General features: G+C 68.8%; 4 protein-coding genes. All 4 read left to right on the top strand.

Features of this window, described 5'->3' with window-relative positions; translation table 11 throughout:
* The first annotated feature begins 140 nt into the window (after window positions 1–140).
* From QSJ18_RS03850 to entS, 4 genes are read left to right on the top strand one after another with little or no spacing between them, the layout of a single operon-like run.
* Window positions 141–3,314, top strand: coding sequence for an amino acid adenylation domain-containing protein (locus tag QSJ18_RS03850; protein ID WP_286324929.1), 3,174 nt, complete (start codon window positions 141–143; stop codon window positions 3,312–3,314).
* Window positions 3,311–10,939 (top strand): non-ribosomal peptide synthetase, encoded by a 7,629-nt coding sequence (locus QSJ18_RS03845; protein WP_286324928.1) that lies wholly within the window; start codon window positions 3,311–3,313, stop codon window positions 10,937–10,939. Before QSJ18_RS03850 ends, QSJ18_RS03845 begins: the two co-directional genes overlap by 4 nt.
* The gene (locus tag QSJ18_RS03840) at window positions 10,936–24,222 is read left to right on the top strand and encodes a non-ribosomal peptide synthetase (RefSeq protein WP_286324926.1); all 13,287 of its coding nucleotides are present in this window, start codon (window positions 10,936–10,938) and stop codon (window positions 24,220–24,222) included. Before QSJ18_RS03845 ends, QSJ18_RS03840 begins: the two co-directional genes overlap by 4 nt.
* On the top strand, window positions 24,219–25,496 hold the full coding sequence (gene entS / locus QSJ18_RS03835) for an enterobactin transporter EntS (RefSeq protein WP_286324925.1): 1,278 nt from the start codon (window positions 24,219–24,221) through the stop codon (window positions 25,494–25,496). Before QSJ18_RS03840 ends, entS begins: the two co-directional genes overlap by 4 nt.
* Window positions 25,497–25,506: the final 10 nt, after the last annotated feature.

The following is a 25,506-nucleotide window of genomic DNA, read 5'->3' as shown; positions in this document are numbered from 1 at the left end:
TCGGTGCAGATCGGGACATATCCGACATCCCCACATTCGGACCCCAGTATAAACATTGGGTAGGCTTACCTTTCTATCCGCCCGCCATGAGGCTCGCCACCACTCCCGTTAGCAGTGGTACCCAGCACGAAGGACCCTCGATGACCATCCGCGCCTCCCGCGCTCAGCACGGCCTTTGGGTCGCCCAGGCACTCCTTGGGCCGCTGCCGGTGTTCACCGTCGGAGAGTTGTTCGACTTCGGGTCCGACGACACTCCGGATCCGGTCCGGCTGCACGCCGCCACCGCGGCGACGATCACCGAGGCGGACGGCTTCTGGTCACGATTCCGGCAGGCCCCAGACGGCGGTCTCGAGCACGGAAGTCTCGAGGTCGTACTCGACGCACCGCCACCGGTCGAGCTGACCGACCTCGGCGCCGACCCCGGCGCGATCGACACGTATGCAGCAGCCGCGACCACGGTGACCATCGACCCTGCCACCGGACCATGTGCGCGGATCGGCATCCTCACCGCCGGTCACCGGGTGGCCTTGCTGATCGTCGCGCACCACCTGGTCACCGACGCGTACGGGCTACGCCTGCTCGTCAGACGAATCGCCCAGCGGTACGCAGATCCCACCGATCCCCGAGAGTTGGCCTCGGTGCGGTCGCTGCGGGTCGACGACGACCTCCCGGCTCCTCGATCGCGTGATTTCTGGCTCACGGAACTCGCCGGCCTCGATGGCTCCGTCACGCTGGCGCAGCAGCCCCGCGACCACCGGATCGCCACCTCGATCCGCACTATCCGCATCGTGCTGCCCGGGCTGGGCGATGCCCCACGGGACGTGGCCCGGCTGGCGGCGGCGGTGGCCGCCTTCTGCTGTCGGTGGGCCGATACCGACGAAGTGGCGCTGGGCTTCCCGATGATGAATCGCCTCGGCTCGCCGACCGCCAAGGTGCCGTGCACGGCGGTCAACGTCATCCCGCTGCGGATCGGGGTGGCCACCCATCACACCCTCGACGACATTGCCGAGCAGACCCGGACCCGACTGCGGGAGCTGACCCCGCACGCCCGATACCGCGGCGAGGACCTGCTCGCCGACCTGCGCAGGCGGGGCATCGACGGGGTGATCGGCCCAACCCTCAACATCAAACCGCTGGGCGACGCCATCGCCTTTGCCGACACCGAGGTCCAGGCCCGGTCGCTGGCCCGCGGTCCGGTGGTCGACCTGTCCATCACCGCTTCGCCGATCACCGCTTCCACACCTGGGGACACCACAGATTCGAGCGCCGGTCGTGGCGATCTCGAACTGATCATCGACGCCGATGCCTCCCTGTATTCGACAGGACGGCTGACGTATCTGGTGGACGCGTTGGCCGACTTCCTCCGCGAGGCGCTGCACACCGCCCGACCCATCGGTGCCATCGGCTTGCGGCGGCAGCACGACTTCGACGAACGCGCACGGCTGTCTGCCGCCGACACCGACGTCGCATGTCCGGTCGACAGTGTCGCTCTCATCGATCGCATCGCCGCGCAGGATCCGGATGCGTGCGCGGTCGTGTTCGGAGACGAACGGGTCGACTATCGGACACTGCTGGGGCAGGTCACCGACCTGGCCGACCGGCTCGGTCCCCTCGGCGCCGACGATCTGGTGGCGGTAGCTCTGCCCCGGGGCGTCGACCTGATCGTGGCGTTGCTTGCGGTGTGGCGGTCGGGTGCCGCCTTCGTTCCCGTCGACCCGCAGTTTCCCGCCGCCCGGATCGCGCACATCCTCGACGATGCCCGTCCGGTGGTCGTGATCGAGCCCGACCGTCACGCACCGGGGTCGACCGTCGTCCGCCGACTCCGACCGTCCACGCCGACGCCGAACCGCCCTGACAGCGTCGCCCGCACCCCGGCCTACGTGATCTACACCTCCGGATCGACAGGTCGCCCCAAAGGGGTGGTCATCGAACATCATGCGGTGCAGAACTTCGCCGGCGCGATGATCGACATCCTCGAGTACGGTCCCGGCCGTCCGGTACTCGCGGTGACGACGATCTCCTTCGACATCGCGGTGCTGGAAACCCTCGTCCCCCTTGCCGCGGGCGCGACCGTGGTCCTCGCCGCCGACGACGACGTCCACGACCCCACTCGCCTCCTCGAACTGATCGACCGTCACCGGGTGGCCATCGTGCAGGCCACCCCGTCGCTGTGGACGATGTTCCTCTCCGCGACCGCGGATACCGCGTCGGCCGACGGTGCCCGCCGCGCACGCATTCTCGCCGGCGTCGATGCCCTGGCCGGCGGGGAAGCCTGGCCGCCGGGACTGGCCGCCGAACTCACGTCGACGACCCGGTCGGTCCGCAACATGTACGGTCCGACCGAGACGACCATCTGGTCAACCACCGCAGCAATGCGGTCCGACGACCCGGTCACCATCGGCGCGCCGATCGCCAATACCGGTGTGCGCGTGCTCGATCAGACGCTCGCGCCGGTGGAACCAGGCCAGGTGGGTGAGCTGTATCTGAGCGGCGCCGGACTCGCACGCGGCTACTGGGACAGGTCTGGACTCACCTCGTCGCGCTTCCTACCCGACCCCTTCGGCGCGCCCGGCACCCGCATGTATCGGACCGGGGACCTGGTGCGCGTCGGCGACGACGGAGCGCTGCGATGCCTCGGACGATCCGATCATCAGGTCAAGATCCGCGGCTTCCGCATCGAACTCGACGAGATCGAGCGGGCGCTCGCCGCGGATCCCGCAGTGGCGAGTGCCGCCGCAGCTGCCGTCGACGGACGGATCGTCGCTTACGTCACGGCGGCGACCGATCTCCGCGAGCGCCCGCCGACACCGATCGATCTGCACGCTCGGCTGGCAACACAGTTGCCCGACTACATGCTCCCGGCCGCCATCATGGTGCTGCCCGCCCTGCCGCTGACCCCCAACGGCAAGCTCGATCGGGCCGCCTTACCCACACCGGATTTCGCCGCTCGCGCCGGACGCTCACGACCGCCCGCAGGCGCCGCCGAACACGCCGTCGCCGACGCCATCGCCGACGTGCTCGCGCTGCCGATGGTCGGCGCCGACGACGACTTCTTCGCTTGTGGCGGTGACTCCATCAGCGCGGTCCGCGTGGTCACCCGACTGGCTCGTGTCGGCTGGCAGGTGACCGCACTCCAGTTGTTCGACCACCGCACGCCGGCAGCACTGGCAATGGTCGCGACGCCGATCGACCGCCCGGCCATCAACAGCTCCGGCAATCCGGGCCCGACGGCCGCCACGGGCACGACCACCATGTTCACCGCCGACCTCGCGGCCGACGAAGTCGACGAACTACTCAAGGAGAACCTGCTGTGAGCGCCGCGTCCGCCGACCCCACCGCACCTGGACCGGCCGCAATCTCCGACATCCTGCCGCTGACGCCGATGCAGGAAGCGATCATCTATCACTCCACCGTGCCGCGTGCGGGCACCGACACCGTGGGCGACGTCCGCGATCCGTATCTCCTCTTCGCCGAACTCGACCTGGACCCGCTGATCGGTACACCCGACGACGCCCGGTTGCGCGCCGCCATCGCCACCGTCGTCGATCGGCACGTCATCCTTCGTACCTCCTTCACCCGGCGCCGGACCGGTGCCCCGGTTGCCCTCGTGCACCGCGCGGTCGACGTCACGCTGCACCGCGTGGACCTGGGTGAAGCGGAGCATGGCCAGACCGCACGACAGCAGGCGACGACACTGGCCGACGTCCGGGAACAGGAACGCAGCCAGGGCATTTCGCTGACAACGGCGGGCCCGGTCCGATTCGTACTCGTATCCGGGGCGGGGTGGCACACCCTGCTACTGACCGCCCACCATGTCGCCCTCGACGGCTGGTCGATCCACCGGGTGCTGCGCGAGATACTCCGCGCGTATCGCGGAGAAGCGCTGGCCGCGGTAGCACCGCTCACCGACTTCCTACACTGGTGCACCGCACGCGATTCGGGCGTCGACCGCTGGCTGGCGGCGTTCACCGACCTGTCCTCGCCCACACATGTGCCGATCGCGCACGGCGGTGCCGCAGCCGACCTGGGAGTCGCGACGTACCGTTTCGACGCCGGACGTTCGGCCCGGCTGCGGTCGGTGGCCAGGGCTGCGGGCGCGACCCTCAACGCCCTGATACAGGCGGCCTGGGCAATGGTGCTCGGCGATGTGGTCGACGACCGCGACGTCGTCTTCGGGGTAGTCGTCTCCGGGCGGCATCCCGAGGTTGCCTGCGTCGACGAGATGGTCGGCATGCTCGTCAACACGATCCCGGTGCGCGTACAACTCGACCCGCGAGAAGCGGTACACGACTTGATCACCCGCGTGCAGCGCGAACAGCTCAGTCTGCTCGATCATCATCACACCGCGCTCGGCGACATCCAGCGGGCGGTCGGCCGCGGCGAACTGTTCAACACCCTCCTGGTCTTCGAAAGCTTTCCGCGCGCACATATCCGGCCGCGGATCACCGATTCCACCAGCTATCCGATCACTCTGATCGTCGAGGACGATCCGGAGATCTCGCTACTCCTCGAACACCGGGGCGTCGACGCAACGTTGCTGGACGACCTGATCCTGCGACTCGAGTGGATGGTGGCGACACCGCACGCACCACTGGTCACGCTCGGCGCCACGGCCGCACAACCGGCTGCATCCGGCGGTGTCGGTGTCCCCTACCGGCCGGTGGCCGAACAGATCGCGGCCGTCGCACAGCAGAACCGCAGTCGGGTCGCCCTGGTCTGCGGTACGCGGCGACTCACCTTCGGCGAACTCGACGACCGGGTCGCGACCTTCGCGGCGACCCTTCGTTGCCGCGGGATCGGACCGGAATCGGTTGTCGCGCTGTGCATACCCCGGGTGACCGACTCGGTGGTCGCCATGCTCGCGGTGCTGCGCGTCGGCGCCGCCTATCTGCCGATCGATCCCGCGTACCCCGACGACCATGTCCGTCACATGCTCACCGACGCTCGCCCCGACCTGCTGATCGATACGGACGAACTGAATCGGCTGGGCATCGAGGCCGACGCCCACGCCGACGTCGCATTCGAACCGGTCTGGGTTCCGCCCACCGGCGCCGCCTACGTGATCTACACGTCGGGGTCGACCGGCGTTCCGAAGGCGGTCCTGGGCACGGCAGGTGCTCTGGCGAATCGGATCTCGTGGGCGGCCCGGCACTGGAGCAGCACCACGGTCTTGGCCAAGAGTTCCTTCGCCTTCATCGACGGAACCACCGAAATTCTCGGTGCTCTCGCGGCCGGGGCGGGGGTCGTCCTCGCTGACGACGAGACCGCACGCGACGCGGCGGCGCTGGCCGACCTCGCGAACACACATCGGGTGGACCAGATCACCGCCATCCCCGGATTCGCCGAGGCGATCGCCGCCGCGGGTTCCGGAGAAGGCGATCGCCTGCACCGGTGGATCGTGTCGGGGGAACCGCTCTCCGCACCCACGGCAGCACGGCTCACCGCCGGGTGCACCGAACTGGTCAACTCCTACGGGTCCTCCGAGGTAGCGGGCGACGTCTGCGCCGCCGTCGTCGACGCCCGCCCGGCCGAGATCACCGTCGGGCGAGCTGTACCGGGTACCGACCTGTATGTCCTGGACCGCTATCTGCGCCCGGTGCCGTCTGGCGGTGCCGGTGAACTCTACGTCGCCGGGGTTCAGCTCGCCCGCGGCTACCGAAACCGAGCAGGTTGGACATCAACACGCTTCATCGCCAATCCGTTCGGCCAAGCCGGTCGCCTGTACCGCACCGGCGACCGCGCCCAGCTCGCCGCCGACGGTGAGATCATCCTGTTGGGCCGCGTCGACGGTCAGGTCAAGATCCGCGGGCACCGCGTCGAAATCGGCGACGTCGAGGCCGCGCTGTGCACGATCGCCGGGGTGGACGCCGCAGTCGTCGTCGACGATCGGGCCGACGCCACGCCCGATGATGTCCGGCTGCATGCCTTCGTGGTCACCGCCCTCGATCCGGACGCGATCCGCGCCGCACTGACAACGGCGGTGCCGCGGTTCATGGTCCCGGCGACGATCAGCGTCGTCGACACGATCCCGCGCACACCCGGCGGCAAGATCGACCGTGGGGCACTGGTCATCCCACCCCACCGGCGGGTCGCGAGCGATCCGGACCGGTTGCCGGAGACGGACGTCGAACACTTGGTGATCGCCGTCGTCGGCGACGTGCTCGGCCTCTCGTCACCGCACCTCGACGACCGGTTCCTCGATCTCGGGGGTCACTCGTTGTCGGCGACCAGAATCGGTGTGCAACTGCGTCTTCGCACCGGGTGCGCCCTTCCGGTCACCTTCTTCTTCGACAACCCGAGCATCGGCGATATCGCCGCCGCACTCGATGCGCCGTCGTCACCGTCCGCGCCGGCCGACGAACCGGTCGCACTCGCCGACCGCCCGAACCCGTTGCCGCTGTCCGCCTCACAGCGAGGTGTCTACTTCGAGAGCGGAATCGACGGCAGCGCATACACCGTGGCGTTCACGATGCGACTGGAATCCTCGCCCGGCCCGATCGACGTCGTCCGCCTGGGCGACGCACTGAATCGGATTGTCGACCGGCACGAGGTTCTGCGGACCCGGATCGTCGACGATGCGGAGGCCGACGCACCCGCCCAGGTGATCGACGCACCTGGCTCCCGAACGGTTCCCGTCACCGAACACCGGGATCAGATCGATCACGGCCAACGCATCGCCGACCTGCGGCTGCGCCCCTTCGATCTGGGCGCGGAGTGGCCGATCCGCGCCGACCTGCTGAGGGTCGGCACGAGAGAGGCGATACTGCTGCTCACGGTGCATCACATTGCTGCCGACGAATGGTCGGCAGGCCGCCTGTTCGCCGAACTCGCCGCGGGCTACAACGGCTCCCCGGTGTCGACACCGACGATCCAGTTCGCCGACCACGCCGTGTGGCAACGCGACCGGCTGGGTGATCCCGCAGATCCGGAATCGTTGTCAGCGACACAGATACATCATTGGCGTCAACGTCTCGCCGGCGTAGCCGAAGTACTCGCCTTGCCCACCGATCGTCCGCGCGGTGCCGATCACGACCACCGTGGCGCCCAGATCGACCGCGTGTGCACGCCGGAACTTCACACCTCGCTGCGAGCGTTGGGTCGCGACGAGAAGGCGACGATGTTCATGCTCTGCCACAGTGCGGTGGCTATCGCCCTGTCGGCTTCCGGTGCCGGCGACGACATCGTCGTCGGCACGCCGGTCGCCGGGCGCGGCGCCGCGGCGGCCGACGACCTGATCGGCATGTTCGTCAACACCGTGGTGCTACGCACCGAGTTGACCGGCAATCCCGATCTGCGGGAGGTGATCCGCCGGGTCCGCGCCACCGACCTGGACGCCTACGCCAACGCCGACGTGCCCTTCGACACTGTCGTCGCCGCGCTGCGGCCCGAACGCAGCCTGACGCGTAACCCACTGTTCCAGACCATGGTTCAGTATCGTGACCCGATCCTGGTCCCCGACTTCGACGGTCTGCGCGCCACTCCCCTGTTCCCGCCGACGCGGACCGCGACCTTCGATCTGACCTTCGAATTCGTCGAACTCGCCGACAACGGCGGGATCCGGCTACGACTGGAGTATGCGCGCGCACTCTTCGATGAGGAGACGGTGCAGGCGCTGGCCGACCGGACGCTGACCGTCCTGGCCCTGCTCGCGGACGCACCGGACACCCGGCTCGCGGCACTCCCGACGATCCCGGCACGTCTTCCCGTGGCACCACCACCACCACCGGCCGGATCGTCGCGATCGCAGACTCTGGTCGGCATCTTCGCCGCGACGGTGGGCGCCCATCCGGAACGGACGGCCGTCGTCGCCGCCGACGAGCGGATCACCTACCGGGAACTCGACAGCCGCAGCGCACAGTTGGCTCAGCGCCTACGCGCCGACGGGGTGGGCGCGGGCGACCACGTCGTACTTCGGCTCGAACGTGGCATCGATCTGATCGTCGCCGTGCTGGGCACCCTGCGTGCCGGTGGCGCATATGTGCCGGTCGATCCGGACTACCCGGCAGCACGAATCGACGCGATCATCGCCGACACCGCGCCGGTGGTCGTCGTGGACCGCACCTACCTCGATGGGCCCGGTGCCGCTCGGGCGGGTTCCCCGGCCGAGGCTCCCGGATGGGCCGACATCGCTGCGGCCACTCCGGCACCCGGTCAGCCCGCCTACGTGATCTACACCTCCGGCTCCACCGGAAACCCCAAGGGAGTTGTGGTCAGTCACGCCAATGTGGCTGCGCTGCTGTCCAACACGTTGAACCTCGGCAGAGATCAGGACAACCCCCGTCTCTTCGATGTCGATCACAACGACGTGTGGACCATGTTCCACTCCTACGCCTTCGACTTCTCGGTCTGGGAGATCTGGGGACCACTGGCGACCGGCGGCACCCTCGTCATCCCGGATCGACCCACCACACGCTCGCCGCAGGACTTCGCGACATTGGTGGCGGCCGAGGGGGTGACCGTACTCAATCAGACACCGTCGGCGTTCTTCGCTCTCGAATCGGTACTCGAATCGATGACCGATACGGCTGGCGCGCTGGCCGCGGTGCGCTATCTGATCTTCGGCGGCGAACCCCTCGACATCGGCCGGTTGAGCGGTTTCCTGGACCGGCACAGCCACATTCGTGCGGTCAACATGTACGGGATCACCGAGACGACGGTGCACGCCACCCATCTCACCCTCGACCAGCGCGATGCGATGGGTACCGTGCACGGTTCCGACGTCGGTGCGCTGTTGCCCGGGATCTCGCCGCTGGTCCTCGATCAGTATCTCCGTCCGGTCCCGGCGGGCGTCGTCGGCGAGCTGTACCTGTCGGGTCCGCAGGTCGCGGCCGGGTATCTTCACCGGCCGGCACTGACCGCGGTGCGTTTCGTCGCAGGCCCCTCCGGTGCGCGGCTCTACCGCACCGGAGATCTGTTCCGCTGTGACCGCGACGGCCGTCTGCGCTATGCCGGGCGAGCCGACAGCCAGGTCAAGATCCGCGGCTTCCGGATCGAACTCGGTGAGATCCGTGCCGCACTTGCCACCGCGGCTGCGACACACGATGTTGCCGTCATCACCCGCCGTCGACCGCAGGGTGCCGACCGAATTCTGGCATATATCGCTGCGCCCGATAGTGATCCGGACACGATCCGGGCCGCGCTGGCCGAGACGCTGCCCGACCATATGGTGCCCGCAACGGTGATGGCCGTCGAGCGCATACCGCTGACCGTCAACGGCAAGGTCGACGTCGACGCGCTACCCGATCCCGGACCCACCCACCCGGTGGGACGCGCACCTGTCGGCGAGATGGAGGTGGCCCTCGCCGAGATCTTCGCCGAAAGTCTCGGCATCGAGCCCGATCCCGGCGGCGGTCCGACGATCAGTGCCGACGACGACTTCTTCGCGCTCGGCGGCGACAGCATCGTGTCGACCACGTTGGCCAACCGCGCGCGCCGACGCGGCCTACGTCTGAGTCCTCGGGACGTGTTCGAGCGACCGACCGTGGCCGGACTCGCCACGGTTGCCGAATGGATCGACACCTCGCAGCCGGGCGCTCAGCCGGCGATCGCCACCACGGTGTCCGGGGAGGCGGCCGCCATCGCCACCACGCCGATCATCCATCGACTCGCCGAACTCGGCGGACGGATCGACCGGTTCAACCAGTCCCTCGTCGTCGATACCCCGCCGGGAGCCGGGCCGGAGCGGATAGCGGCCGCATTACAGGTCGTCATCGACGCGCATGAAGCGCTGCGCATGCGCCTGTCCATCGTGGGCGGTGCGGTGTGGACGGTGACCGCGGCCGCACCCGGTGCGGTCCGCGCCGCCGATCTGCTCCACATCGCGCCCACCGGCACCCATCCCGACCTGGCCACCGCGGTCCGCGTCGAATCCGACCAGGCCGCAGGACGATTGGCCCCCGAAGACGGACGGATGGTCGCGGCCACCGTCCTACCCGGAGTGGCCGGATCTCCTGGCCGCCTGATCCTGGTAATCCATCATCTGGCCGTCGACGGGGTCTCCCGCCGCATCATCCTCGACGATCTCGCCGCTGCCGACGCGGCGCTGACCGTCGGTGCACAGCCCGTGGCATTCACCGACGGAACGTCACTGCGCGGATATGCCACCCGAATGGTGGCCCGCGCCGCCGATCCGTCCCTGGTCGCCGAATCCCAACACTGGGTCGCGACCCTGGGCACCGGCGGTGGCCTCACCACGCACACACCCGACGTGCTCGCCTCGACCGTCGGCACCTGCGGCGACCAGCGTCGGACGATCGTCACCGTCGACGCCGCGACGACGAGCCGTCTGCTCACCGAAACGCCGACACGGCTCGGCGTCGGAGTCACGACGCTGTTCCTGGCCGCGCTACACCTCGCCGCGCGACAGGTGTTCGGAACCGGCGACCTCGTCGTCGACACCGAACGCCATGGGCGCGATGTGGAGTCACTCGGCACTGCCGACGATCCGGTCGACCTGTCCCACACGGTCGGCTGGTTCACCACCATCGCGCCGATCCGGTTGCCGGCCGGCGCAGTCAGCGTCATCGATGCCATCACCGCCACCCAGCGGGCCTGGGATGAGACGCCCGACGGCGGCGTCGGCTATGGAGTGTTGCGCTACCTGCATCCACAGTTGGCGACCGTCTTCGCCGGGCTTCCCCGACCGACGGTGCTGTTCAACTATCTGGGCCGCTTCTCCGTCGGCGGTGGCCGTCCCTGGCAGCCCTCCGTCGAATCGTCCTCGCTGGCCGCGACTGCCGATCCCGACCTCGGGGTCGGACATGCACTGGAGGTCGACGTCGTCTGCCGTGACGAGACCTCCGGCCCACAGTTGTCGGCAACCTTCGCGTATCTGCCTGATCTGCTCGGCCCGAGTGACATCGATGCCCTTGCCACCGCCTGGCGCGCTGCCCTGTGCGCCTTTCCAGAGCTCGACCCGACCACCGAAGGCGATCAGTGACCACCACCCCCGCGACATCAGAGGACGCCACCGTGGTGGCCGACGAGCCGGTGATCCTGCCCGCACTGGCCGGCCAACGCGACATCTTTCTCGGCATGCAGGTCACCGACGAGCCGACGCTCTACAACACCGGAATGTATCTGGAGTACAGCTCGAGCGTCGGGATCGATCGAGCCCGCGCCGTCACCCAGCGGCTGATCACGGAGGCGGAATCTCTTCGCACCGTTTTCACCGTGACCGATGGTGAACTGCGGCAACGAATTCTGCCGCCCGACCAGACGCCGGTCACCGAAGTGGATCTTCGCGAGGGCGACGCGCAGGCCTGGATGGACGAAGACATGTCCGTCCCGATGGACATCGAGACGGGGCCACTCGCACGTTTCGTGGTTCTGCGGGTATCCGAGTCGACGAATTACTTCTACGTGAAGGTCCACCACCTCGTCTGCGATGGGATGGGCCTGGTGCATGTCGTGTCGGCGATGCGTGCGTGGCTGACCGGCGCGACCGGTACACGCGACTGGACGATGGCCGGGGTGGTCGCGGCCGAGGAAACCTATCGCGCCGGACCCGAGTTCGTCACCGACCGGGACTACTGGGTCGAACGCATGGCGGACAAGCCCCCGCCGGCGCGGCTGCTCGATGATGACCTGCCGCCGGGCCGGGGTTGCGTTCACGCCCGCTTCGAGATCCCCGATGATGAGCTCGCGCCGTTGCGCGAACTCGCCTCCGCCGCCGGGGTACGACCCACCGTACTGCTGATCGCCGCCACCCTCGGCTTCACCCGAAACCGCACCGGACATGAGGATCTCGTCGTCGCACTGCCGGTGACCGGCCGACTGGACCGCGCGACCCGGACGACCCCGTCGATGGTCACCAGTGTGCTGCCGCTCCGGGTGGGAGTACACGGCCGGGACACCATCGCCGACGTCGCCGTCCGTACCGACCGCGCCCTCTACGGACTGCTGGCGCACAGCCGGTTTCGCGGTGAGGACCTGGGGCGTGCACTCGCCGACCGGTCGGGGGCCGAACCGACCGGCAGCTATCGGATGTTCGGCCTCGGCGTCAACGTCATCGCCAGCACCCTCGAACCCACCCTTGACGGCCGTCCGGCACGTGCCCACGCGCTGGCGTCGGGGCCGGTTTCCGATGTCGAGATCCAGATACAGCTCCGCCGTAAGGGCCAGCCCGCCGAGGTCGTCGTCCGCGGTGTCGCCGAGGCGGGTGCTGCGGCCCGTGAGATCGCCGATGCCTTCGCCACATTCCTGGGCGAACTGGCCGGCACGCCCGACGCGCGCCTCGACGACCTCGAGGACCGCGCGGTGTCCGCGCCTCACGACGACACCCACGGCCCGCTGGCGCCGCCGCCCGCATTGCAACGGTTACGGGCCGCAGGCGTCGAGCCCGGCCAGCTGGAACCCGCAACGGTCGCCGTGACCGCACCGCCGGGAACCACGGCGGCGACGATCACCGAGATCCTGGACTCCCTCGTCGAGCGGCACGGGGCGCTGCGCACTGTGCTGGACCGGTCGCTGCCGTTCCTGTGGACACTGCACACGGACCCACCGGGCGGTCGCGGCCACGACATACCGGTCGTCGAGGCGACGACCGGCGGCACCCACGGCATTCCCGGATATCCGCGCGCCGACTTCGACACCGGGACCGGTGAGCTGACGCTCCGCCTCGATCCGGTGCTCATCGACCCCCGCTCCACGACGATCCTCGGCGGCGATCTGTCCCGGGCATTGGCCGATCACGCCGCCGGGCGGGCGGTGACAATCGATCCGGTACCGGTCTCGCTGCACGCCGTGATGGCCCGATTGGGTGCCCAGGCCGCGCAGGTCGCCGCACTCGACCGGTGGCTGGCTCTACTGGCCCCGGCAACCGTGCTTCCGACCGGCGCCGAGCAGGCCGACGGCGTCGTGCGTCGGCGACGTCCGGTCAGTCGGGACGTGGTCGACCACGCCGCCCTCGCGCCGATCGTCGCGGCCACCGTCGCCACCGCACTGAATCTGACCGGTGAACTGCTCATCGATGTCGCCATCGAACTACGCGATGACGACGGCATCCGCACGGTCGGACCGCTGCAAGGTCTGCGGCCGGTGCGTGTCGATCTCGTCGAATCCCAGCTGTCCGCCCCGGTGCCCGGTCCTGCCCTGGATACGTTGCGAGAGCTCGCGCCGACGGTCGCGACAGCGCTCGCCGCGGCGCGGGCACGTGGCGACATCGCCGATCCCGACATCCTGGTCGGCGACTACGGTCTGCCCACCGCCCATGCGCTGCGGGTCAAGGTGATTCCCGGTGCGTACGGGTCGGTCGTCGCGATCGAGATCGACCCGTGTCGCGTCGCCGACGCCAACCGGGTCGCCGACGAGTTGCTCGACGCGCTCGTCGCCCACCTCGAGGACCGTCTGGTGTCGGTGGACGACGACACCCTGGCCGAACTCGCCCGCACGGCTGGAGTGCGCCCCGACTCGGTTGCCGACATCTGGCCGCTCACCGCGCTCCAGGAAGGTCTCTACTATCAGGCGCAGGTCGACGCCGACGCCGACATCTACACCGCTCAGTTCTGGCTCGACTTCGGGCACCGGGTCGACGCCGACCGGTTGCAGGTCGCGGCACGGACTCTGCTCGCCGACAACCCGGAGTTGCGGGCCGCCTTCGGCGAACACGACGGCCGCCCGTGCCAGCTCATCATCGAGGATGTGGAACCCGACCTGACGGTACTCGACCTCAGTGGCGGTGACACGGCAGCGCTCGAGGCTGCGCTGACCGCCGACCGCAGCCGGCCGATTCCACTCGACCGGGCACCGCTGTGGCGGCTCACCCTGATCCGGCTCGCCGACGGCATCGACCGACTGGTCGTCAACCGCCGATTCATCCTGTGGGATGGCTGGTCGGGCGGTCTGTTCGTCACTCGGCTACTCGCCCATCTGCACGGCACCGAGGTGCCCGCGCGGGAGGCCTCGCTACGCGACTACCTCACCTGGTTCGCACGCACCGATCACGCAGCGGCACTGGATCGCTGGCGCACTCATCTCGCCGGGTACACCGAACCGTCGCTGGTCGCACCACGTGCGGCCGGCAGCTTCCCTCGTGTCCCGCGCCGGATCGATGTCGATCTCGGACCGGACCGATCGGGCCGACTCCGCACCGACGCCCGCTCCGCCGGTGTCACTCTCAACACGCTTCTCTCAGCGGCGCTGACCCTGACCCTCGCCCGGGTCCTCGGCCGCACCGACGTCGCCTACGGCTCGACCGTGGCCGGCCGTCCGACCGAGATCGCGGGTCTCGACACCGTGATCGGTATGTTCCTCAACACGATCCCGGTGCGCACCGTGTTGCGGCCGTCGGAGACCGTGCGCGAACTGCTCATCCGCATGCAGGGTGACCGGGTCGGGCTGATGTCGGCTGACCATGTCGGACTGGCGCAGTTGCAGGCGGCCACCGGACAGTCCGCGTTGTTCGACGTGCTGTATGTGCTGCAGAACTTCCGCACCGAAGAGGAGGAACAGGCACAGTCCGCGCTTCACGATATCGTCGGCGAGGGCAGTCTCGACCACACGCACTATCCGCTCGCACTGGTGGTGACCCCGGCGAACTCGATCCGTTTTCGCCTGGAGTTCCGTGACGACCTCGTCGCCGCCGAGACGGCCGACGACATCGCCACCCGGTTCCGCGACATGCTCGACGCAGTCGGCAGCCATCTCGACTCGCCGGTCGCCACCGTCGATCTCACCACCGGGCGCGACCGGCCGCTGACCGGGCCCACGTACCCACTGCCCTCGACAACGGTGGCGACCCTACTCGCGAATCGGGCTGTGCTCAGCGGTGATGACGTCGCCCTCGTCTTCGACGACCGGCGGATGAGCTATGCCGAACTCCAGGCACAGATCGACCGGGTCGCCGCCGCGCTCGCCGCCCACGGGGTCGGCGCCGAATCGCTGGTGGCGCTGGCGATCGGGCGCAACATCGACATGATCGTGGCGATCTTCGCCGTACTGCGGGCCGGGGGCGCCTACCTTCCGCTGGAACTCGATCACCCCGACGATCGGTTGCGTGCGATCATCGAAGCAGGCACACCGATGCTGCTGCTCACCGAAACCACAGTCGCGCAGCGCTTCGCGACCGACGTCGAGTCCTCCGCGCCACCGCTCGCCACTGGGTTGGCAGTGTTGTGCATCGACGATCTCCCACCGGTCGCCCCCGGCTGGATCGCACCGCCGGTACGCCCCGACTCTGCGGCATACGTCATCTTCACCTCCGGGTCGACCGGGGCACCCAAAGGTGTCGTCACCCCGTATCGCGGTCTGACCAATATGCAACTCAACCACCGCGAGAAGGTGTTCGAGCCGGCGATCGCGGTAGCCCGCGCGGCGGGGCATCAGGGCCGGATGCGCATCGCACACACGGTGTCCTTCGCCTTCGATATGTCGTGGGAGGAGCTTCTGTGGCTCGTCGAAGGTCACGAGGTACACATCTGCGACGAAGATCTGCGGCGTGATTCGGTCGCGCTGGTCGACTATTGCGCGCGGGCTCGGATCGACGTCATCAATGTGACCCCGACATACGCGGCGCAGCTGATCGCCGACGGTCTGCTCGACGGCCCCCGGGTGCCGCCGCTGGTCCTACTCGGGGGCGAAGCGGTCGGCGAACCGGTGTGGAATCGCCTGCGCACCCAACCGGACACCTTCGGGTACAACCTGTACGGACCGACCGAATACACCATCAATACGCTCGGCATCGGCACCGATGAGTCACCGACGTCGTCTGTCGGTACACCGATCTGGAATACCGTTGCGCACCTGCTCGATCCGTGGCTGCGCCCGGTTCCCGCCGGGGTGGCCGGTGAGCTGTACGTCAGCGGCGCGGGACTGGCGCGTGGCTATCTCGGCCGCTGCGACCTGACCGCCGAACGGTTCGTCGCCGACCCGTTCTCCACCGGCGGGCGGCTCTATCGCACCGGTGATCTGATGCGGATGGGGGCCGACGGAAACCTGGACTTCCTCGGCCGCGCCGACGATCAGGTCAAGATTCGCGGCCATCGCGTCGAACTCGGCGAGATCGAAGCCGCACTGACGGCACTTCCCGCTGTCGCTGCCGCCGCGGTCATCGCCACCGCCGACGCCGTCATACCCGACGTCAAACGTCTCGTCGCGTATGTGATTGCCGCCGATTCGGATCCGACCACCCCCAGCGCCATCGACGTCACCGCGATCCGGACCGAGCTGGCGCGCACCCTGCCGGACTATCTGGTGCCTGCACAGTTCGCGGCCGTTCGCGAATTCCCGATGACGGTGAACGGCAAGCTCGATGTGCAGGCTCTGCCCGCGCCCGAACGCACGGGGACGCACCGCAGTCCGGTCACCGACCTCGAGCGCGCGGTGTGTCGTGAGGTGGCGCGGGTCCTCGGCGACGACGCGGATACCGAACCTGTCGGTCTGGACGACGACTTCTTCGAGCTGGGTGGCCATTCCATGGCCGCCATGCGCCTCGTGTCGGCGCTGCGTTCCGAACTCGGCGCCGAGATCGCCATCCGCGACCTCTTCGAGGCCCGTACCCCGGCCCAGATCGTGGCGCGGCTGACTCTGAGCGGAACCACCTCGGACATCGTCGTCGGAATCCGACCCGAACTAGTCCCGCTGTCGTCGGCCCAGGAACGACTCTGGTTGTTACACAACCTCGATCCCACCGACCCGTCGTATCACTACGGCCACGTGGTTCGGCTACAGGGCACGGTGGACGCATCCGCGTTGCGTGCCGCGGTGCGGGACCTGATGCAGCGTCACGAGGTCTTGCGCACCGTCATTGCGGCGGATGCGGATGGCACCGGCTATCAAGAGGTACGCGATCTCGACGACCTCGAGCCGGTCGTCGAGATCGGGCGGATCGAGGCTCTTGCGGCCACCGGTACGGCGGTCGACGTCGACACCGTCCTCGCCGAACGTTCCCGCGAGTTCCTCACCCGCCCATTCGATCTTCGGCGTCAGCCCCCGATCCGCGTCCGGCTGAACCAGATCCGTGCCGACCGCGCGGACCATGGTGGCGGCGGCGAGATCGGCGAGTCCGTGCTGACCATCGCCATTCATCACATCGCCACCGATGAGTGGTCGGACCGTCCGCTGCTGACCGACCTGACCCTGGCCTACACCGCGCGCACGGCGGGAACCGAACCCGAGTTCACCCCGCTGCCCGCCCAGTACGCCGATTACGCACTGTGGCAGCGGGATATGCTCGCTCACCGCGGTGAGGAGCAACTACAGTTCTGGACCGGACAGCTGGACGGTCTGCCCGCCGAGATCGAGCTCCCCCACGATCGTCGACGGCGACCCGGGCCGCCGGGGCCCGCCGCGACCGTCACCCACACGGTGGCCGCATCCGATCGAGATCGGCTGGCCGCGGTCGCCGCCGACCGTGGTGCCAGCATGTTCATGCTCGTGCAGGCCGCGGTCACGGTGATGCTCCACCGCATCGGCGCCGGTGACGACATCCCGCTCGGCACTCCGGTATCGGGTCGCACCGATCCCGCCCTCGACGATCTGGTCGGCTTCTTCGTCGCCACCCAGGTCCTGCGCACCGATGTGTCGGGTCGGCCACGATTCGACGAATTGCTGGAGCGTGTTCGGCTCGCCGATCTCGCGGCTTTCGACCATGCCGATGTCCCCTTCCAGCAGATCGTCGAAGCGGTGGCCCCCGAACGGATTTCCGGGCGCAACCCCCTGTTCCAGGTGAGTGTCGGCTATCTGCACGTCGGCATGGTGCCCGACCGGTTCCTCGGGCTGCCGGCCGCATTCATCCCGCTGGCGGCGGCCAGCGCGAAATACGACCTCGCGTTCACCGCGGTCGACGCCGCCGCCACCGGCGAGGTCGTGCTGACACTGGAATATGCGACCGACCTCTTCGACTCCGCGACCGCGCAGATGCTGCTGGTCCTTCTCGGTCGGGTGCTCACTCAGGTGTCCCGCCACCCCGACATCCGGATCGATCGGATCACCCTGCTGGCACCGGACGAGCTGCGGGCTGTCACCGACGTCGAATCCGGGCCACCGGCCGCCGTCGAGACCACCACCACCGTCGTCGATCTGGTCCGCGCGTCGGTAGCTGCCCACCCTGGCCGGGATGCCCTGCGCGACACCGGTGGACGAGTGATGTCCTACGCCGACTTCGACGCGCGGACGGCCCGGCTCGCCCGACGCCTGCGGCATCACGGTGCCGGTCCGGAGACCGTCGTCGCCGTCGTCGCCGAACGAAGTATCGAGCAGGTGATCGCCGTCCACGCCGTCCTGCGGGCCGGCGCCGCCTACCTGCCGGTGGACGTCGACCTCCCGGTCGCGAGGATCGCCGCGATGATCACCGACTCCGGTGCCATCGCCGTGGTGACCGACGGGACGCCGATCACCGGTCCCGCCACCGTCGAACCAGCGTGGCCCATCACCCTGCCCGTCATCGGATTCGACGCCGACAGTGAAGCGGTGACCACCGTCATGGCGGATGACTGGCCACAACCGTTGCCGGACAACGCCGCATACGTCATCTACACATCGGGTTCGACCGGTGAACCCAAAGGTGTCGTGGTCACCCACCGTGAGTTGTCGAATGTCTTGAGCTGGCGTCGCGACACGATGCCCGGAGGCTTCGGCCCCGGCTCGGCGATGCTCGTCAAGACGCCGGTCGGGTTCGATGGTGCGGTCTGGGAGTTGTTGCTGCCCTTCGTGTCCGGGGCCGCCGCCGTGGTCGCCGAGCCGGGCGCGCACCGTGATCCACACCGGCAGGCGCAGATCATCGACGAGTTCGGCGTCACCGCAGCGGTCTTCGTGCCGTCATTGCTGGAACTGTTCGTCGGCCAGACGCGTGCGCTGACATCATTGCGCCAACTCATCGCCGGCGGTGAGGCCCTGGGCGGTGACCTGGCTCGCCGGGTGGCAGAGGCCGCGCCGGCGCTGGCACTGATCAACGCCTATGGTCCCACCGAGACGACCGTCGTGGTGACCGACGCGGTCGCCACCGCATCCCCCGAAGGACAGAGCGTCCCGATCGGCCACCCGATCGCCGGAGCCGCTGTACTGGTGCTCGACGACTCGCTCCAGCGCGTGGCCGACGGACGCATCGGTGAGCTCTATGTTCGCGGAACCCCGGTCGCACGCGGTTACCTTCATCGCCCGGGTTTGACTTCTGCCGCCTTCATCGCCGACCCGACCGGCGAGATCCCCGGCGCCCGCTGCTATCGCACCGGTGACCTGGTCCGCCGACGGGATGGAGTCCTGGAGTACCTGGGCCGGCGCGACTTCCAGGTCAAGGTGCGGGGCAATCGGGTGGAGATCGGTGAGGTCGAGAACGCACTGAGCGCCCTGCCCGGTGTCGCCGGTGCGGCGGTCGGTGCCGACGCGGACCGGCTGGTCGCCTGGGTGATCGCCGACGGCACGACTGGCGTCGATGTGACGGCGCTGACCACCGCGCTCGCCCGCCGACTGCCGGGCTACATGGTGCCGAGCGCGATCACGGTGCTCGAACACCTCCCTCTCACCCCGGCGGGCAAACTCGACCGTCGGGCGTTGCCGATGCCGGCAGCCCGGACAGTGGAGGGTGTCCGGCCCCGGACCGCGCTGGAATCCGATCTGGCCGAGATCTTCAGCGATGTCCTGGGATTCGAGGTCATCGACGTCGACGCCGACTTCTTCGCCCTGGGTGGACATTCGCTCCTGGCCATCAAGGTGACGAATCTTGTGCGCAGCACGCTCGGCCACGAACTCGCCCTGCGCACCCTCTTCGATCACCCGTCGGTGGCCACCCTGGCGACTGCACTCGCCGACGGCGGGGGCAATGGGGCTGCGGCGCTACCGGTGCTCGACGTCGTGACCGACGGACCGCCGCAACTGTCCTTCGGCCAGGAACGGATGCTGGCGCTGCACACGATGTCGGGACCGGCTGCGACCTACAACGTGCCCCTGCTGTGGCGACCGGGCGGACCCGGCGGGTCATCGGCACCCATCGACCACTCGGCGCTGAAGGCCGCGGTACACGATGTCGTGATGCGCCACGAGATCCTTCGGACGCGATATCGGGATCAGCTGCCGGAAGTGCTCGATGCCCCGACCGTCGAGGTCGTGGTCACCGATGACCCGGCCATGTTGTCGGCCGCGGGCAGCCACGCCTTCGACCTGGCCGCCGAGATCCCGATCCGAGTGGTCGCCGCAGATGGGCTTGCCGTGGTGGTCATCCACCACATCGCCACCGATGAGTGGTCGGCCGCACCCCTCCGTGCCGACCTGGACACCGCCTACGCCGCGCGGCTGACCGGAGCGCCACCCGGCTGGGCGGCGCTGCCCGTGCAGTACTCGGACTTCGCTGTCTGGCAGCGGGCAACGGTCACCGGCGTGCGTCGCGAGACCGCGTTGCAGTTCTGGCGGGATGCGTTGGCGGGCTGTCCCGCCGAGCTCCCGCTGCCCTACGACCGGCCGCGACCGCCACGTCCGTCCGGCCGCGGCGACGGTGTGTTCGTCGGCCTGGACGACGAACTCGCGCAACGGTTGCGGGCGATGTCGGCGCGCACGGGTACCTCGATGTTCATGCTAATGCGAACGGCGGTGGCACTGCTGCTGTCGCGTCTCGGCGGCGGCGACGACATCCCCCTGGGCACTCCGGTGACCGTCCGAAACGATCCCCGTCTCGACGGCTTGATCGGGTTCTTCCTCAACACGATCGTGCTTCGGACCGATCTTTCCGGCGACCCGACGCCCACCGAGTTGCTCACCCGAGTCCGCGACTGGGATATCGCCGCCCTCGATCACCGCGACATCCCGTTCGAACAGGTCACCGAGGCGTGCCGGAGCACCGGAACGACCGCGATGAACCCGCTGTTCCAGACGATGGTGGTCTATGTGGACGGCCGGCTGCCCGGGCCAGGTGCCGACGCACCGCCGGCCCCGACCACCGCGAAATTCGATCTGTCCTTCGACTTCGTCGAAGACTCCTCCCATGGTGTCCCGCGACTCGGCGGTGTCATCGAGTACAGCACCGATCTATTCGACCGCGACACCGTCGAGCTGATCGCCCGCCGACTGGTCCTCGTGCTGGAATTCATTACTGCACATCCGGATTCACCGATTCGCCACCTGGACGTGCGGGTCGACGCCGAATTGGAGACAGACCATCGGCCGGCAGCCGTACCGACCACCTTCCCGGTTCTACTCGATGCCGCAATCGCCCGCGACCACGACGCTCCGGCGCTGCGCGGTACCGACGGCCGGCGCACCTTCGGCGAACTCGGGCGCCGGGTCGCGACGATCGCCTCGCGACTGGCCGGTGCGGGAATCGGCCCCGAGGACGTCGTTGCGGTCTGTCTGCCGCGCGGCGTCCTGGCGCTGGAGACGATCTTCGGGGTGCTCTACAGCGGCGCCGCGTACCTTCCGATCGAACCGGGCACTCCCCCGGACCGGGTCGCCGCGATGTACGAGATCGCCCGGCCCCGCCGGATCATCGATGCGCTCGATGACCCGTTGCTCGCGCCCATACCCGTCGGCGCCGAGGTACCGACGGTGACTCGCACCCGGGCACTGTTGCCGGAACACCCGGCGTACGTGATCTTCACGTCGGGTTCGACCGGCACCCCGAAGGGGGTCGTCGTCGAACACCGAGCGCTGACCAATCTGTTCGCCGGCCACCGGCGCCGACTACATGCACCGGCCCGGGAACGCACCGGACGGGATCGACTACGTGTCGGACATGCCTGGTCCTTCGCCTTCGACGCATCGTGGCAGCCGCAGTTGTGGTTGCTCGACGGACACGAACTGTCCATCGTCGACCCGGACACGATGCGCGACGGCCAGGCGCTCGCAGCTCGACTACGCGCCGAGGGCTGGGATTTCCTCGAAGTGACACCGTCGCATCTGCGTCAGCTCGACGGAGCCGAAACAACGATGGCGGCAATCGGATTCGGTGGTGAAGCGGTCGCCGAGGCGCAGTGGCGGGACTTGGGCGCACTGACCGGCTCGGATGCCTACAACCTGTACGGTCCGACCGAGGCGTGTGTCGATGCGCTCGTCGCCCGGGCGGCCGACAGCGATCGGCCGGTGATCGGCCGACCCGTGGACGGTGCACGTGCCTACGTGCTCGATTCCGCACTTCGCTCGGTGCCCGCCGGTGTCGACGGCGAGTTGTACCTCGCCGGTGCCGGACTCGCGCGCGGCTATGCCGGGCGCAGCGACCTCACCGCGGAGCGTTTTGTGCCGGACCCTTTCGTGCCCGACCCCGCTGTCACACAATCGGTTCCGAATGGAGCGGTCGTCGGTGCACGGATGTATCGCACCGGCGACACCGTGCGTTGGACCCGGGACGGTCTACTCGAGTACCGCGGTCGCGGCGACGATCAGGTGAAGATCCGTGGCTTCCGCGTCGAGATCGGCGAGGTCGAGGCCGCGCTCGCCGATCTCGACGGCGTCGGCGAGGCGATCGTCCTCGCGCGCAATGGCAGGCTGTTCGGCTACGTCACCGGGTCCGCCGCTCCGGATGCTCCCGGGCTCGACGGCGCCGCCCTGCGTACCGCGGTGCGGGCGGCCCTGCCCGACTATATGGTGCCGGCGGCAGTCGCCATCCTCGACGAGCTGCCACGGCTCGCCAACGGCAAGATCGACCGGCACGCCCTGCCGACCCCGACCGTCGACCGGCAGGTGCGCCCCCCGGTGACCGATACCGAACGGGCAGTTGCCAATGCCATCGCCGATGTGGTCGGGGTGCCGCGCGAACATGTGGGTCTCGACGAGGATTTCCTCGAGCTCGGCGGCGACAGCATCGTCGCCATGTCCCTGGTGGCACGGCTCCGTGGAGAGGGATTCGCCGTCGCACCACGGGACGTGATGCTCCACGCCCGGACCGCCGACCTGGCCGCAGTGATCGACGAATCCGACACGGCGGCAGTGACGTTCGAGCACGTGTCGTCGGGACCTGTCGCAGCGCTCCCTATCGTGCGATGGCTGGCCGATGTCACCGATGGCGATCCCGGATCGATCCGTGGATTCCATCAGTCGGCGCTGCTGCGGGTACCCGCCGACTTCGATCCGGCCGTCGCCACCCGGGCGCTGGCGATACTGACGGCGCGGCACCACATGCTGCGGGCACGCCTGGTCGTCGACGATGGACCGTGGCGCTTCGATGTTCCCGAGACCGCCCCCACCCCGCCGATCGTCGTCGAGGGAGCGGTCCAGGACGACGCCGACCTTGCCGCGACCGTCCTCGCGGTAGCCGAACGGGCCCGTGGACGCCTCGATCCGCTGGCGGGGGCCATGATGTCGGCCACCTGGATTCCGTTGGGCGACAAACCGGGCCGATTCCTGCTGCAGGTACACCACCTCGTCGTCGACGGTGTCTCGTGGCGCACGCTGATACCCGAACTGCTGTCCTGTTACGCCCAGTTGAATGCGGCTCCACGCGATGCGAGGGGTGTCCCGGACGCCTCGGTGGTCGACCTGCCTGCGATCTCGTCACCCTATGCCGTCTGGGTGGATGCGGTCCTGGCCGACGATCGCCGCGGCGAGGAGTCGCAGTGGCGCAGTCTCCTGGCGACGGCAGGTGCGCCGAATGCGCTGTTCGACCGTCCGCTCGGCGACCACACGCAGGGCCAGGCCCGGCGCCACGTCGTCGACATCGACGCCGACATCGTCGACGACCTACTCGGCGCCGTGCCCGCGGCCCTCGGGGCCTCGGTGGACGACGTGTTGCTCGGCGCCTTCGGCGCCGCCGCCCAGACGGCGACACTGGTGGATCTGGAGGGGCACGGCCGGGCCGAGCACTTGCGGCCGGGCATCGACCTCACCGGGACCGTCGGCTGGTTCACCGCGGTCCACCCAGTGCCGGTGGGCGGTACCGCGTCCGCGCGCGAACAAGTGCGGATGTTGTCCGCGGTACGGGCCGATCTCCCCGACGACGGCTTCGGTTACGGTCTGCTCCGCTATGGCACCGACCGGCACGAGCCAGTCGCGTTACCCTCGGCCGCAATCGAATTCAACTATCTGGGTCGCTACCGAGCCATCGAGATGGGCGACTGGGCGATGGCCTCGGAGTCGGTCGAGATCGGCCCGGACGCGCAGATGCCTGCCGCATATGGGCTGGTCGTCGACGTCACCACACTCGATGCGGGTGACTCCGCCTCGACCGGGCCGGCCAGCCGCATGCGCGCGGTGTGGACCTATCAACCCGGCGTACTCGACACGGCACGGGTCGAGGAACTCGCCACACGGTGGCTCGCGGCGCTGCGCGAGCTGGTCACCGACTGCGCCAAGGAGGCACGATGAGTGGCGCCACCGGTTTGCTGCTGGACACGACACCACTGCGCGAGAGCCCGGCCTTCCGGCGGATATTCGTCGCCCGCCTGATCTCGTTACTCGGCATCGGCATGTTGCTGGTGTCGGTGCCGGTACAGATGTGGGACCTCACCGGATCCAGCGCCCACGTGGGGGCGGCCACCGCCGTCACCGGGATCACCACCTTTGTCGGCATGGTTCTCGGTGGGCTGCTGGCCGACCGCTTCGATCGCCGCCGGCTGATCCTGGTCGGTCGGACGGGTGCCGCACTGGCGTTCGCGGCGCTGGCCGCCAATGCTTTCGGGGCTTTCGGCGGTGTGCCCCGCGTCAGCATCCTCTACACGGTCGCGGGACTCGACGGCATCGTCGGGGCATTGTCGACGTCGGCGTTGATGGCGGCGGTACCCACACTGATCGCCCGCGAACATCTGGCCGCGGTCGGTGCCATGAACGCGCTGACGGTGCGGATCGGAGCCGCGCTGTCCCCGGCCGTCGCCGGGTTCCTCATCGCCGCGGCGGGTGTCGAATGGGCGTATACCGTCGCCACCGTCCTCGCCACCACCACGGTCCTGATCCTGACCGGTCTGCCGTCGCTGCCACCCGGTGCGGCCCACCACGCACCGCCCGTCAATGCCGCCGACCGGTCCTCCACGCCGCCGTCGCTGTTCGGATTCCTCGTCGCCGACCGGGTCGTCGCGAGCGTGATGGCGGTCGGCGTCGTGAGTATGTTCGGCGCCGGGGTGGTCGCGTTACTGCCTGCCCTGGTTGCACAGCGATTCGGCGACGATCCGGCGGTGACCGGTCTTCTCTACGCCGCCGTCGCCGGTGGTGCCATGATCTCGGCTCTGGTCAGCGGCTGGATCCCGACGGTTCGCCGGCCTGGCCTCCTGCTGCTCTGGGTGTTGCCGCCGGCGTTCGGCTGCCAGATCCTGTTCGGCCTCACGCCCTACGGCTGGGCGGCGATCGGACTGCTCATGCTCGTCGGATTCCTCGACACGGTCGGGGAGATCCTGCGATATTCGCTGATCCAGCAACGCACCCCGGGACCACTACTGGGCCGGGTCAACGGGATCTGGATGGCGCAGGAGGTCGCCGGGGTCACCGTCGGCGCACTGGTCGCGGGGCTGTTCGGCACCTGGTGGACGGCCTCACAGGCCGTCATCTACTACGGCCTGATCCTCGCGGTCGGCGCCGTCGGGGCGGCTGTCGCCTTCCGGACCTTGGCAGGCGTCGATATGGAGGCGGACCCGCAGACCGACGATTAGAAAAGTGAGG

Origin of the sequence: Gordonia heveisoli (assembly GCF_030315745.1) — a bacterium.
In the GTDB taxonomy this organism is placed as follows: domain Bacteria; phylum Actinomycetota; class Actinomycetes; order Mycobacteriales; family Mycobacteriaceae; genus Gordonia.
The sequence above is the reverse complement of the archived record's forward strand: the minus strand, read 5'-3'. Positions and strand labels throughout refer to the sequence as shown.

What these genes read in the sequence shown, in the direction of transcription:
- QSJ18_RS03850 (WP_286324929.1), top strand. Translation starts at nt 141, where the DNA reads ATGACCATCCGCGCCTCCCGCGCTCAGCACGGCCTTTGGGTCGCCCAG.
- entS (WP_286324925.1), top strand. Translation starts at nt 24,219, where the DNA reads ATGAGTGGCGCCACCGGTTTGCTGCTGGACACGACACCACTGCGCGAG.